The 14,144-nt window shown below is 42.6% G+C and carries 12 protein-coding genes; 2 read left to right on the top strand and 10 right to left on the bottom strand.

What is annotated here, in order from left to right; translation table 11 throughout:
* The first annotated feature begins 172 nt into the window (after positions 1 to 172).
* Positions 173 to 1,036 (top strand): DUF2267 domain-containing protein, encoded by an 864-nt coding sequence (locus PCC7418_RS09115; RefSeq protein ID WP_015225883.1) that lies wholly within the window; start codon positions 173 to 175, stop codon positions 1,034 to 1,036.
* Positions 1,037 to 1,232: 196 nt separating this feature from the next.
* Here PCC7418_RS09115 and PCC7418_RS09110 read toward each other — a convergent pair whose 3' ends face one another.
* The 8 genes from PCC7418_RS09110 to PCC7418_RS09075 form a co-directional block, all read right to left on the bottom strand.
* Positions 1,233 to 2,147 carry a chemotaxis protein CheW gene (locus PCC7418_RS09110; RefSeq protein ID WP_015225882.1) on the bottom strand — a complete coding sequence of 305 codons (915 nt, stop codon included), beginning with the start codon at positions 2,145 to 2,147 and terminating at the stop codon, positions 1,233 to 1,235.
* The gene (locus PCC7418_RS09105; protein ID WP_015225881.1) at positions 2,137 to 5,046 is read right to left on the bottom strand and encodes a response regulator; all 2,910 of its coding nucleotides are present in this window, start codon (positions 5,044 to 5,046) and stop codon (positions 2,137 to 2,139) included. The genes PCC7418_RS09110 and PCC7418_RS09105 overlap by 11 nt, the downstream gene beginning before the upstream one ends.
* Before the next feature lie 75 nt (positions 5,047 to 5,121).
* Positions 5,122 to 5,502, bottom strand: coding sequence for a type II toxin-antitoxin system VapC family toxin (locus PCC7418_RS09100; protein WP_051030540.1), 381 nt, complete (start codon positions 5,500 to 5,502; stop codon positions 5,122 to 5,124).
* The gene (locus PCC7418_RS09095) at positions 5,499 to 5,786 is read right to left on the bottom strand and encodes a hypothetical protein (RefSeq protein ID WP_015225879.1); all 288 of its coding nucleotides are present in this window, start codon (positions 5,784 to 5,786) and stop codon (positions 5,499 to 5,501) included. The genes PCC7418_RS09100 and PCC7418_RS09095 overlap by 4 nt, the downstream gene beginning before the upstream one ends.
* 174 nt (positions 5,787 to 5,960) lie before the next feature.
* Positions 5,961 to 9,374: a GAF domain-containing protein gene (locus PCC7418_RS09090; protein WP_015225878.1), complete on the bottom strand. Its 3,414-nt coding sequence runs from the start codon at positions 9,372 to 9,374 to the stop codon at positions 5,961 to 5,963.
* 4 nt (positions 9,375 to 9,378) lie between these two features.
* Complete coding sequence (locus PCC7418_RS19390) at positions 9,379 to 9,897, bottom strand: chemotaxis protein CheW (RefSeq protein ID WP_015225877.1); 519 nt, start codon at positions 9,895 to 9,897, stop codon at positions 9,379 to 9,381.
* A gap of 4 nt (positions 9,898 to 9,901) precedes the next feature.
* Positions 9,902 to 10,264: a response regulator transcription factor gene (locus PCC7418_RS09080; protein ID WP_015225876.1), complete on the bottom strand. Its 363-nt coding sequence runs from the start codon at positions 10,262 to 10,264 to the stop codon at positions 9,902 to 9,904.
* Positions 10,265 to 10,267: 3 nt separating this feature from the next.
* Complete coding sequence (locus PCC7418_RS09075) at positions 10,268 to 11,416, bottom strand: response regulator (RefSeq protein WP_015225875.1); 1,149 nt, start codon at positions 11,414 to 11,416, stop codon at positions 10,268 to 10,270.
* A 42-nt stretch (positions 11,417 to 11,458) separates the two neighbouring features.
* Here PCC7418_RS09075 and PCC7418_RS09070 point away from each other — a divergent pair, with 42 nt between their 5' ends.
* Positions 11,459 to 11,761, top strand: coding sequence for a hypothetical protein (locus tag PCC7418_RS09070; RefSeq protein ID WP_015225874.1), 303 nt, complete (start codon positions 11,459 to 11,461; stop codon positions 11,759 to 11,761).
* 249 nt (positions 11,762 to 12,010) lie between these two features.
* Here the strand turns inward: PCC7418_RS09070 and PCC7418_RS09065 are convergent, their stop codons facing one another.
* Positions 12,011 to 12,973: an NAD-dependent epimerase/dehydratase family protein gene (locus PCC7418_RS09065; RefSeq protein ID WP_015225873.1), complete on the bottom strand. Its 963-nt coding sequence runs from the start codon at positions 12,971 to 12,973 to the stop codon at positions 12,011 to 12,013.
* Entirely contained in the window at positions 12,970 to 14,097 is a 1,128-nt protein-coding gene (locus PCC7418_RS09060) for a GNAT family N-acetyltransferase (RefSeq protein ID WP_041596571.1), read from the bottom strand. The genes PCC7418_RS09065 and PCC7418_RS09060 overlap by 4 nt, the downstream gene beginning before the upstream one ends.
* Between the last annotated feature and the right edge of the window lie 47 nt (positions 14,098 to 14,144).

Genomic DNA, 14,144 nt, shown 5'->3' with positions numbered 1-14,144 from the left:
CATCTTGTTCCCTAGTCACTACCAAGATGATCGAACACAAGAGAAATGAGTTGGAATGACTATAAGCTGGCGCAGTCAGCAACCGTGGCTTCCAACCGTCATTGTCCAGCCCAGTTACCGATGCACCAGCACATTTAGATATATCAAAAATAGATGAGTTTGGAAAGAAGTTATGACAATTGCTTTACGAGAAGATATCATGTATATCTTATTGGAGAAAATCGGTCAGTCTGCTTACGAAAGCAATGAAGGGAAAGAAGTTTCTTTTACAGAAACCGACTTTGCTGGGCGACAAATTACGCAAGCCGATCTTCTTGGTCACTTAGATTATCTCAATCAAAAAGCATATATCGAGGCGGAATTTGAAGGGAATGCTTATGCGACTCAAGAAGATGTTCCTGATGTGGTCAATCCAGAACAAGTAGAACAATTTCGGGTTGCTAATACTCTCGGCGCAGAAGATGGTCCTCTTCCCCATTTAATTCGATTTAAACAAGCTAAACTAACAGAAAAAGGAAAACAAATGTTAAAGAATATGGAAGAAAAGAAACCTGAGGCTTTAGAAAGAGGACCCTCCACTCCCATTGCTTCTGAAAACCAACCCTTCTTAGAAAAAGTCAAAATTAAAGCTGGTGTTGATGACATTTTTGATGCCAGAGATTTATCGGAAGTGGTGTTTCGGAGTATGCGTGACTTAATGACAACAGAAGCAGCAGACCGTGTTTTTGAAGAGTTGAAAGGACAAAAGGCTGTTCCCAGTGATGATCAATCTTTGCAAGATGAAATTTCTGGTCTCTGGAAAGATACTAACCCGATTGTTGCCTTTTTAAGCCGAGTTCGTCCTGTTCTCAATATTGATGACGAAACGTTTTTATTCCGCATTCGTCAAGAAGGAGGACTACAACGGGGCATTGAACCCGAAGTTGCGATTAATGCTGTTTTTTCTGCAACCAAAGATGAATTATCTCAAGAACGGATTCAGGAAATTGCTGAAGCCTTACCTGGGAAAATTCGCCAGCTTTGGGAAAAGGCTTAAGCTCCTCCCCAGAAGCGAAGGTCGGTGGATTTCGCATCATTTGTCCTAACTCGAATCAGTAGTGCTATACATTGTTGTTACTACCTCGGGTGGGTAATGCCCACCCGAGGCAAATTATTAGGGCTTGCTGAAAAAATTCTCCTTTGTCCGACTCTTACTGATTCCCTTTAACCTTTCCCAGATCAGAAAATCTGACCTACTTGATCACTTCGCTTAGTTTCAGTAAAAAGGTTTCTGAGTCGAATTTTCCTTGTAAAAAGGGATGATCACTCATGGGTTGTAAGGTTTGGAGATCTCGCCATTCCAGTTGGCGCACGGCTTTCACTAACAGTCCGAGATAATGCTGTTGCTGTTGGATAATGAGAATTGTGAGGGGTTTATTGGAAGGATCGGATTCCAGTAAGGAGGGATAGCCAAGAAGCTGATTCAGGTCGAGGAGTTGCAGGGTTTCCCCTTGCCAAGGATAATGTCCTAAAATGCCCTGAGAGGGCTGAGAAATTGGCGATAAGGCTTGTTGAGAGAAGGGGATGGCTTTGACCACATATCCCACAGGAAGCAGCACATGAAAGGTTTCTAGGCTAATCCGCATGAACTGATGCTGGGACGATCGCGCTGGAGAATCCAGTCTGGTTTCATTCTCCCCCAGTAAGGGACTCACGCCTAAGAGAAAGACATCAATGGTTTCCTCTCCACCTGTCTTCGGTAAAACCGCCAAATGACTGACAAAGGATAATTCTCCCTGTTGGCGATACGCAGTGGGAAGCGGACGAATCGTGCTTAAGGGAATTTCTAGCATTGAGGGGGGGCTTTCTGAAATTAAACCACATTTTCCATTCCGAGTTTGAGTGAGAATGAGATAACGTCGGGTGACGGAATAATTACGATGAGGGGCAAATTTTTCTTCTAAGTCAATAACGGTAATGGTTTCCTTTCCGATGTCAACGGTTCCCATTCCCCCGTCTAAGTTATTTTTAATGGGAGGACACAAAGAGACTTTTAAGACTGCACCCATCGGAAGCGCAAACCAACGGTCTTGAACCGCGAAAATCATGGCGCGGAGGGCGGTTTCTTCGGTTTTGGGGGCGATACCAATTTCAGTTTTAGGATTCATAATTTGCTACTGTTTCTAGTAAGGCGCGATCGCTGCATGGTTTAGTTAAATAGGCTTTTGCTCCGAGTTGTGACGCGAGATTACGGTGTTTTTCCCCACTGCGAGAGGTGAGCATAATAACAGGAATTTGGGATAATTCCTCGCGTTGCCGACAGTAGCCGAGAAACTCAAAGCCATTCATTTGGGGCATTTCAATATCACAGAGGATGAGGTTCACTTCGGGATGTTTATGTAACAGCGCGATCGCGCTTTTGCCATCTCCTGCTTGTAAAACGGGATAACCCCCAGTTTCTAAGGTTTCCACCATACTCCGCCGTTGTACAATGGAATCTTCAACGACTAACACGGTTGAATGTTTTGTCTCTTTGGCTGGCGGTGTCTCTGTGGTTTCTGCGGTGACGGGAGAAAGTTGTTTAACGGGTGCGTGAGTAACGGTTTGCGCTTCTACTGTCTCTGTCATAATCGCTTCGGGATCGACCACCAGCGATAGACTTCCATCGGCTAAGACGGTGTAACCTTGTACATAATCGGGAAGCGGGGGACCCGAAGGTAAAGTTTTAATGACTAATTCTTGTTCCACTAAAATCCGATCCACTTGTAAACATAGCAGTTCCCCTCTAGTTTGAATTAAGAGTAAGGGATTAACGGTGTTTTTGGGTTCAAGAGGAAATGGGGTTAAGGGGATGTTGTTTTGCGGGAAAGAGAAAGTCTCTTCCTGATGTATCACTTGATTGAGGGGGAGAATGGGAAGCAGTTGCGGTTCTCCGCCTTCCTCCCACTGTAAAAGCTGATTCTCTACTTGTTCGGGTTTGGGAAGTAACATCCGATGCACTTTTTGCGCGAGGAGGGAATAAAAACGTCCTCCTGCTTCACAGATTAAAAGTCTGGCGGTGGCGATATTAAGAGGAAGTTGTAAGGTAAAAGTGGTTCCGCGATCGCGCTGTGAGGTTAAACTTACGGTTCCCCCCACACCATGAATCTGATTACGTACCACATCTAAACCGGTTCCTCTCCCCGAGAGTTCATTCGCTTGTTCCGAGGTAGAAAAGCCAGGGGTAAAGAGTAATTCTGATAAGTCTGCGTCTGAGTCGAGAAAGAATTGTTTTTTCGCTGCGGTTTCTCGAATCTTCTCCCAGTCGATTCCTTTTCCATCATCGGCGATTTCAACCAAGGTACGGTTTCCTTGACGATACGCGGAAAGGGTAATCTTTCCTGTAGGGGGCTTTCCTTTTTCTTGTCGCACTTCCGAAGATTCAATCCCATGGGCGAAGGTATTACGAACTAAATGCAGTAGGGGATCATAGAGTTTCTCTAAAATGGCTTTATCCACCAGCACGTCTTTTCCCGTAATATTTAAGTCAACGGGTTTGTTGTACGTCTTAGCAAGTTGTTCCACCATGGGAGGAAAGCGATTTAACACCGTTTCTAAGGGAACCATTCGCGCTTGTAGGAGTTCATCTTGGGCGGTGCTGAGGAGTTGTTTTTCTTGGCGAATCTTAATCCGAGATTGTCCGAGAAAGTTGTCTAAGTCATCGAGATTGTCTTCTAAGTCGTTGATTTGTTCCCCTAATGATTGCAGCATCAGATGGAGACTGCTGTAGCTATCCATCTCTAGTTCATCAAAGCTGGATTGGGTAACGAGGGAAGAAGGGGTGGTTTGACGATGTTTTCGCGCTTGCTGTTGACGCTGACGAGAACTGACATCGACTTCATCTCGGATATCATCGAGTTGTTCGCGAATCTGGCGCAGTTGCTGTCGCGATTGTCGAGAGAGTTTATGGGCGCGATCGCTTTGTAAACTTTGCTGATTTTGCGCGATCGCGAGTTCCCCAATGGCATAATTGAGACGGTTTAAACGGGTTAAGGCGACGCGAATCGTAGTTTGGTCTTGATCGGTGGGTTTCGCTTTTGGAGGCGGTGGGGGGGTGCTTTCTGAGGCTGTATCTGCTTGTTTGAAGTTCTGTTCTGCATCTCCTGACCAGATCGATTCTAGAATTTGATCAATGGGGTTCGTACTGCGAGAAACCGTTGCTGGCGGAAGATCGCTTTCATAAAAGTCTAAGGAAATCGGAGGCGGTTCAACAGATGTTTCAGACAGGATAATTGCACTTTCTTGAGTTTTTTCCTGTTCTTGAGTCCATTGTTGGAGTTGTGGGTTGAGTGTTCCTCCTTCCGCGCGATCGCCGTTTGCAATGGCGTTTTTTGCTTCCTGAAAGTTAGTTAATGCAGCTTGAGCAATGTCTAAGGTCTGATCGGGATATAATTTAAGGGCGGTAAGAACGGCACGGGCAATATTTTCTAACCCCGAAAGTTCGTAACTTGTCGCTAATTCTAATAAAAATTCTGCTTGACTTTGACATAACTCTCTAGCATTTGTTGTATCACTATTTTGAATTGCTTTTTCAATATTTTCTAAATCTTGCGGTAAACTATTTTCAATGATTGACCCTAAAACATCAAAGCCTAACTCTTCAGACGAGGGAGGGGGCGCAGGGTTATTATAGTAATCTCCTAGTTTTTCTTTCAGTTGAGAAAAGACTGTTTCTGCATAGCTTTTAACTTGTTCCTCATCATAGTCACTTTCGGATAAGATGGCATTTAACGGCGTTCGTAAACATTCATATGCATCGAGTAAAAGCGCGTTTAATTCGGGGTCAAGTTCTAATTCTTCAGGATAAAGGGATTCAAAAACGGTTTCTAATTCGTGCGCGATCGTTTCAATGGTTTCTAATTCTAAATAAGCAGCACTTCCCTTTAAGGTATGAGCACTTCGCATGAGAGAATGAACGCGATCAACTGTTTTTTCGTCTAATAAATTAATCAGTGTTTCTTCTATCGTCTGTAGTAATTCTCCCGCTTCTGTTAAAAAATGATAGTCAACATTATTTGTATCTGTCATAATTTTTTCGGTGTTATATAAACTTAAAAAATATCTTGTCGTAGGGTGGGCATTGCCCACCCTACAGGAAAACAGTCAGAGAGCTAAAGTATTGTTAGTCACTAAAATTAAATCATTAACTCGCGCGATCGCTGCAATTTGTCCATCAGCAAAAGGTGGTGTTTTTCCTCTGGTTACCAAGCGTGATCTTTCAACTGCATGATATCGAGCAGCTTTCATATCATAAGGAAGAAGAGGGACTTTTGTGACTACTTCCTGTTCAATATAACTTTCGATCATTTGTCGTTTGTTAGACAACGGGAGGCGATAACAACCATAAAGCAATTCATGTAAAACAAGAGTTGCTGTTGCTATTTCTTGTTGATGAATTACCAATTTCTGCATGACACTAGAATTCGGGAATTTCTTAATTGGCTCTGACAATATATTACTATCTAATAAATATCGCAAGCTCACCAATTCACCTCACGCCCAAGTGATTGATCTCTCACTCCCTTTAAAAACTCTTCAGCAGACTCGATTCCGTATTCCTCTAAATTATATTTCTCACGAAATCTCAAAACTGATTCGCCAAAACTTAAATTCCCCTTATCTTGAGTAGTATTAGTTTTGGAATCGATCAGATTAGCCACTAATTCTCCTTCTTGTTTAATACTCACTGTAACTTGTTGTCCATCAGGAATATTAACTTCTTCTAATAATTCAATGATTTTTCCTTTCTTAACTCCTTGAATATCCATAACCCAACCCTAATTATTTTGTTACTAAATAGCTATTCGCTTCTAAACTTACCATAACTGAATTTTCCAAAAATGTTATTAAAACTTCTTCGTGTCCTTTGTGTCTTGGTGGTTAAAACTGATCAAAAATTTGTTCTTAGGGGATTCCAATCATCTAGAATCCCCATTAATACATTACTCTTCGTCAACTTTGAACTGACTGACACTGGTTTGTAATTCCTCAGACGTGCTTAACAAATCTCGGAACGCATTAGACATTTCCGTTGCACTTTGAGTGGTATTACGAGCAATTTCTGATACTTCTGTAATTGCTTTGGTTAACTCTTGAGAATTATCACCTTGTACCGCACTGGCGCGAGTAATTTCTTCTACAATTTCGCTAATTTTAGAGGTTGCAGAAACGATCGCGCTTAAACTATCTCGGGTTTCATTCACTAATTCCGTTCCCTGAACCACTTGTGCAATTCCTACTTCCATGGCTTCGGTGACTTCGTTCGTTCCCCCTTGAATTTCTTCTACTAATTGTTCAATTTCAGTTGTGGCTTCTGCGGACTGATAGGCTAAGGATCGCACTTCTTCTGCAACCACAGCAAAGCCTTTTCCATATTCCCCAGCGCGAGTGGCTTCAATGGACGCATTCAACGCCAGTAAATTGGTTTGAGTGGCAAAATTATCAATCACACTGACCACTTTAGAAATCTTCTGGGAGGCTTCCCCAAGGCGTTTAATTTTCTTGGCGGTTTCGGATACGGTATCCCGAATCTCAGAAATACTATTGACGGTACTTTCCATTTGGGAGTCTCCCGCTTGGACAATACGATTGGCTTCTTGTACTGCTTGTTCCACTTTTTGCGCGTCAGTGGTGACAACTTCGGTGGATTCTATGGTTTTCTGTAATTGCGCGATCGCGCTTTCGAGTTGATCGGCTTGGGTTCGCGCACGAGTGGACAATTCTTCGACTTTCGTTTGGCTATTTTCCGAGGTAGCACTAACCCGAGAAGACACTTCTTTCACTCGTCGCACCAGTTCCCGCAGACTTTGAATCGTGGTATTATAGCCATCGGCGATCGTTCCCATTTCATCTTCTGATAGCGGTGCGCGGACGGTTAAATCGCCTCGGAAGGACGGCTCGATCGCGCGTAAAATTCGCAACGCCCCTTTTTGTAATTTTTCCCGTTCCGTTTTTTCTCGTTCCGCAGCAGCTTGCAGTTGGGTTTCTTGTTCCCGCAGTTGCACAAAGTTATCGGATAGCTTGAAGGTAATGCCAATTTGGATACCCACTTGTTCCAATAATGCCATTTCTGAGTCTTCCCAGTGGCGAGGATGACTATTTTGATACACCCCTAACAATCCCCAGAGAACATCCCCTTTAAAGATAGGCGCGATCGCATAACTGCGTGTTCCCCAAGTTTCTAACAATTCCACATGACATTCCGCGTGTCCAACGGTATAGATATCTTCTACACGGAGACTTTCCTTATTGGCGTAACGTCCGCCTTTATTTTCCTGTAGATAGGTATCTTGGACTTTCGCCAGTTCAGTTCCCACTAATCGGGGCCAATCACCGCCGACGGATTCGACAATAAATTCCCCTGACCAATCGTCATTAAAGCGATAAACTCCCACGCGATCCGCTTTTAAGATGCGTCGCATTTCATCCGTCGCAAACTGCAAAAGAGATTGTGGTTGCATATTCTGTTGGACGAGTTCGGAAAAACGATTGACTAAACGGGCGGAGAATTGAACAATCGCTGACTCCCGACGGGCTTTTTCATCCAGTTGTTGACGACCCGTTTCCAGTTGTCGTAAGTATTCTGATTGCTGGAGGGCGACCCCAAATTGAGAGGCGACTTGTTGGATAAATTGAATGTCTTCTTCTTTCCAGTCTCGGGGTTCGCTACACTGATGGACACAGAGTAATCCCCAAAGATTTCCACCGATTAAAAGGGGAACAATGAGATTGGCGCGGACTTCAAATTGAGAGAGAATATCAATATGGCAACTGCTAAGATCAGCGTTGTAGATATCAGAAACGGCTTGAATACGTCCATCTACATATTTGTCGGCGTATTGATTGCCAAAGCAGTGATCATGAACTTTCGCCGCGATCGCGCTGGGATAACCTGCAACCACATCTTCGGCGACAAATTCCCCATCATCATAGCCTGAGTCTGGATAGAAGCGAAATACCCCCACGCGATCGGCTTTCATAAAGCGACGAATCTGACGAACCGTGGTATCAAATAAGTCTTGTAAACTTGTTGATTCACGAATGCGATCAATGGTTTTACTTAAGGTTTGTTCCCGTTGAATGCGTTGCTGTAGTTCGTCATTACTGGCTTTAACTTGTTGAATATAGTCTGATTGTTGTACCGCAATGCTAAATTGATTGGCAATTCTCAGTAACAACTGCACTTCTTCTTCTTCCCAGTCTCGGGGAGAATCATTTTGATAGGCTGCGAGAAGTCCCCATAAAGTTGAACCTTGATAAATGGCAACAACAATGTAGGCTTTCGCCTGATAACTTTCTAAAACGCGGATATAACATTCGGTGTAGTTATGGGTGTAAATATTATTACAAACCCGATAGACTTCTCCGCGACTAAAACGTCCCCCGCGAGTTTGTTGTAAATGGGTATCGGTGTAACCGCCTAAGTCACGAATGCTACAAGCGTTAATATTTTCCACAATTTCTGGGCTGTTGCGCTGTTCTTGAATCACAGAAACCCATTTTGAATCAACGGATTCAGAAATAAATTCTCCGCCCCAATTTTCATTAAACTGATAAATCGCAACGCGATCGCAGCCTAAAAGTTGCCGAATTTCACTCGTAGTAACATTAAAAACCGCGTCTAAGTCTTGACTTTGCCGAATCCGATCCACAATTTTATTTAAGGCTTTTTCGCGATTGGCATTAGTTTCAAGGGCTTCGGTTCGCGCTTTAATTTGGTTAACATAATTCTGTTGTTGTACCGCTAAACTTAAGAGAGTTGCTACTCTTGTCAGGAGTTGGATTTCGCTTTCTTCCCATTCTCTCGGACGATCATTCTGATAGGTAGCGAGGAGTCCCCACAGTTCATCCTGAATATAAATTGCTGCAATAATATAAGCGCGAGCTTGATAACTTTCCATCACTTTTAAGTAACAGTTGGGAAAGCCTTTTTCATATATATCATTTGCCACGCGATACTGTTCACCGCGATTAAATGCGCCACCATTGGTTTGATAAAGATAGGTATCTACAGAAGAAGTCCCAGTTAAATCTCGAATACTACAATTATTGACATTTTCGCCAATTTTAGGATAACGCTCTTGTAATTCAATGAGAGAACTCCATTTTTCATCAACAGAATCCGCAATAAATTGACCACTCCAATCCTCATTAAATTGATAAATCGCAGCGCGATCGCACTCTAAAATATCTCTTAATTCATCTGTAGTCTCCCTAAAAATATCTTCTGGGTCTTTGGTTTGTAGAATTTGGTTAGCGAGACGGGTAAAAATGGCTTCTGTGTTAAGCTGAGGTTGCTTTTTCTCACCATTGGTTTGAGCTTTTGTTTCGGTTTTTGTGCGGGCTTGTGGGTTCATAGGATTAATTCAAGATTTCAAAAATATTGTTCAGGTCAAGTAAGAAATAAGGAGTGGTCTGATCTTCACTCAGAAAATATCCTTGCAAGTAATGCCTTGCTTCTGAGGATATCATTCTTGGTCGGAGGGGTTGTAAGTCTTCTTCTGGGTTATAGCTAACAACAGAAGTAAAGGTTTCGATTAATAAACCAAGGCTTTTTCCTTGAAGACTGGTAATGGCACTAAAGCAATGACTCTTTTCCCGATTTTCGGTTAAGGACTCGGTTTCTCCTAATAATAAAGGAAGATTAACTGTCCAAATGGCTTCCCCCCGCCAACTCAAAATTCCTGATAGGGCGGGAGGCGTTTCTGGAATTGGTAAAATCTCACTAAAATTGAGTTGTACCACGCCTTGTAACGAGGCTAAAGCCACTAATCCTTTGAAGTTTTTATTAATCGGAAAACTCAAAAAGCGTTCTTTTTCCTGCGTTTCTGGAAGTGCTAAGTTGGGGATATTATAATGCTGAGGTTGAAGATTGCTCATCGGATTAAGGAATCAAATCAGATAGGGTTTCCAGCAGAGTTTTGTCATCAACAGGTTTGGTTAAATAAGCATCCGCACCGCCCATTTTTCCCCATTGAATATCTACTTCCGTATTCTTGGTGGAACATAAAACAATGGGAATTTTTTGCGTGTCGGGTTGTTGTTTTAATTTCCGACATAACTCAAACCCGCTTTCCCCAGGAAGAATAATATCCAGCAAGATCAGATTCGGTTTTTGTCCTTTCAGTTTCATCTCTGCTTCTTCGCCACTACTGGCGCGAGATACAGAGAAGCCTTGTTGTTCTAAACAGTCTTGAAAGTGAGCAGCATCACTAGCACTATCTTCAATTAGTAAAACTTTCTTCATCAGCTAAACTTCGTAGGATAAGTATTGATTAATCGCTTCAAACAGCTTTTCTTTGCGAACTGGCTTACTCAGAAAATCTGTTGCCCCACACATTTTAGCTTTTGCGCGATCGACCCAACCATCTTTCCCCGTCAAAATAATAATCGGGACTGTTTTTAATCGGGGGGCGCGACGCATTTGTTTACAAAGTTCATAGCCACTAATAATCGGCATCATGATATCTAAAAAAATCAGGTCTGGGGGATTTTTTAAGAGTTGGGAAAGAGCAGTAGCTGGATTTTGAAACATCACTGCTTCATAACTCGCAGCCGTTAACAATGCTTTTAATTGTTCACACACGCCCACACTATCATCAATGCAAGCAATGACTTTTTTTGAAGATTGAATTTGTGTGAGAATCTTTTCTCCAGAATGATTATAAGTTTGCTGTTGTGGAGAGGGTTTTAAAGCAGGTTCAGAAGACAGCGCGATCGCGCCAGATTTTATAAATGGAATCAAAATTTGAGACAACTGCACAAGTTTTACCTGAGTTTTTGCAGCCATCCCTCGTAAGGTTAAAGTTCCATCCATCAGGGCGATTAACTCTTGATTCAAAATCATCCGATTCTCATTTAATAATTGTTCTTGATCTTGAACTTTCAGATAAGAACTCAGGGGATAATTCGCTAGACCTTCCTCTTTCCAGCTTTGCCAAACTTGATAAACCGAGTTTAATAAAGGTTCAATGGAAATTAAACTAATTAATAAACTTGGAATCTGATCGGGTATTTTTTTATTATATAATTCTTGCGTTTCTGTCACTTGCACCAGATCTAAAATGACTTCTTCTGCAAAGCTGCTCACCCATTGAACTAAATTATCCTTACTCAGCTTTCGCTCTTGGTACAAGCTAGCAAGGGTTTGATATTTATCCTCTTTTTGATTGTTACTGACCAGTTGAGGAGAATAAATATTTAAGTATTGTTGCCATCTTTCTTCGTTATTTTTCCCTCCTTCACACCAAATTAATCGTCCCAACCGAAAATAGAAAAACCATACTGCTTGCTGAGAAGTTTTAACTTCCCATTTGCCCGTATAGAGAGTTTCCTTTAAGTTCTTCAGTTGCCATAAAACGTTCATTTCAACTTGATTTTGATGAATTGTCTGTGTCATTTCATTCTAGGAATGTTAACGCTAAGGATTATTGAGATCGCCATGACTTCTCTTGCAGAAGCTACCACGATTGTGCAACTATCATTCACCCATTTCACCTCAGTGATCAACAATGAACTAAAACAGGATTTCTATTTAATTAATTCAAATCACTTACTTGATTATACACTGAGTTTACTTTACTTAAGTGTCACATACCTCAGCTATTTTGCTAAATCTCCCATGTCGTTTGGGTTAGGAACAGCACAACCCAACCAGACCCTTGCTAGTGTTGGGTTTCGTCACCAAGAGCTCAAGCTACATTTTGAATCTTTTGTTATTCAATCAGAGTCAGGAGGGTTCTAGCTCACTAAGATATAGCATTATTCATCAGTTTTATATAACCATCATATCAATATTAAGTAAAAATTAATTCCCTTATCTTAATAAAGTATCATATTGTTAAGATTTGTTAACAATATCAGGAGTTATATTAATCAGAAATCATCAATGTTATTAGGAACTGATACCATTACTAAAAATTCAAGTTACAGTAGATCCCCCCAACCCCCCTTATTAAGGGGGGCGAAGGGGGGATAGTTGTGTAGCACTAGTTTATCGAAATGGTATGAGCAGTTCATTAAGAATTGTTTCTACTGGACGCGGTTGCCAATTTAATTCTTTTCGCGCTTTACTAGCATCGACGCGCACACAGCGATCATAAATATAATGGACTCGTTCTCGGCTGAGGGGCGGTTGCCAGTTGAGAAAATGTCCAATCGGGGTCAGCAGAGTTCCGAGAAGACGAATCAGCCAGCGTGGGGCTTCTTTGGGGCTAGAAATTCCCGTTTTTTCACTGAGAAAGTCGAACATTTCCCCGATGGTGAGTTCTCCCGCAGAAATAATGTAGTGTTCTCCAGAAGGGGCGGTTTCTGCTGCTTGGATCATGGCGGTGACAAGATCATCCACATGAACAATTCCCGTTGCGCGATCGCGCCCTGGCCAAAATTTTAAGTTGCCACTGCGAAATAACTTGACAATTTTACCGAAATGTGGATCGTCCGCTCCGAAAATGCCAGAGGGTAAAATGCTAACCACCGGTAAGCCCGCTTTCGCCATCTGATCCACGATCTGCTGGGCTTCGTATTTTGTCCAGTCATAGGCGGAAGAAAAGCCCGTTTGTTCCCGAGTAAAGGTTTCATCCACCACGCGCCCTTGGGTATCACCAAAAACACCGATAGTGCTGCAATAGACAATTTTTGACACCCCTTGGGCTTGCGCCGTTTCCATCACCGCTTGGGTTCCTTCAATGTTCACGCGCGCCATTGCCTGAGCATTCACTAGCCCTAATTCTACATACGCAGCGACATGAAAGACCACATCCACCGCAGACATGGCTTTTTCTAAAACCGCGCGATCGCAGATATCTCCTTTCACTAAAGTTACTTCAGAATCCACCAACCGAGATAAATCACTAAAAGGGCGTACTAACCCTACAACCTCATCGCCTCTGGCTGCTAACGCCTTGACCAAGTGAGACCCTGTAAACCCATTTGCCCCTGTTACTAATGCTTTCATAACGCTTTTTCGTACATCCGATAGGTTTTGTATATTTTTGCCCCTGTTTCTTCAATGAGACGGCGAGACGGACTATTATCGGCATAGACCCAAGATAATTCCCCACTGTTATAAGATTTTCCTTGCTGAAAGGCAGCATGAATCAAAGCTAACGGCACCATTTTCCGCCGATATTCAGGGAGACAACCGATCACTAGCACGCGCCCAGTTTTGATTTGCCGACGATACCAGAGAAACTTAAGGATTCCCCACCAATTGAGTTTCCCGTTAACCTGCTTCAGTGCAACATTGTAATCGGGTAACGCCATAAAAAAGCCAATCATTTCGCCGTTATCTTCAGCGATGGGGAAAATATTGGGATCGACTAAATCTTGCAGCGATCGCGCTTGCGCCATAAACTCTTCTTTTGTGCGAGGAGTCGAACTCCAACTGTCTTCAAAGAGAAGATTAAACAATTCATAGATTTTAGAAACATCAGCCTCAAATGCTTCACCCTTGGTATTAAAGGGACGAAACCGAATCCCAGAGCGGGATGCAATGCGATAAGCTCTTTCAAACTTCTCCCCTAATCTTTTGTCAAGAGGAAGGTGATAAGCATAAGCCGTCTTTGCAATCTCTCCCCCTCGCGCCAAGATAAAATTCTCATAGTAAGGGGGATTATAGGGCATCATTATTTTCGGCGGAGAATCAAAGCCATCCACTAGCCAGAGACAATTATTGTGAGTGGATAAATCAATCGGACCCCGCATTGTAATCATGCCCTGTTCTCGCAACCAAGTTTCCGCAGCCTCAAACAAAGCACTGGCAACGGCTTGGTCTTCTATGCACTCAAAAAAGCCAAAGAACCCAATATTTTGTCCTTCTTTCGCAAGGAGACGATCATTGACTGCTGCAACAATGCGTCCGACAGCAATTTTATCGCTATTCAGGGCAATAAAGGCTTGAAAGCGACCATATTCGTTAAAGGGATTTTCGGGGGAAAGTTCCTTTTCTGTCTCACTTTTAAGCGGAGGAACCCAGTTTGGGTCATTTTTATAAACCTGCCAGGGAACGTTTAGAAATCGTTCTTTTTCCGCAGGGGTGGTGACGGCTTGAACGGTAACATTTGTTTGGGAACTAACCACAGCAATTTTTTCTGAATAAGACAACGTAGCAGAGGAGGTGAGGAGAA

The organism is Halothece sp. PCC 7418, assembly GCF_000317635.1.
In the GTDB taxonomy this organism is placed as follows: Bacteria; Cyanobacteriota; Cyanobacteriia; order Cyanobacteriales; family Rubidibacteraceae; genus Halothece.
The sequence above is the reverse complement of the archived record's forward strand: the minus strand, read 5'-3'. Positions and strand labels throughout refer to the sequence as shown.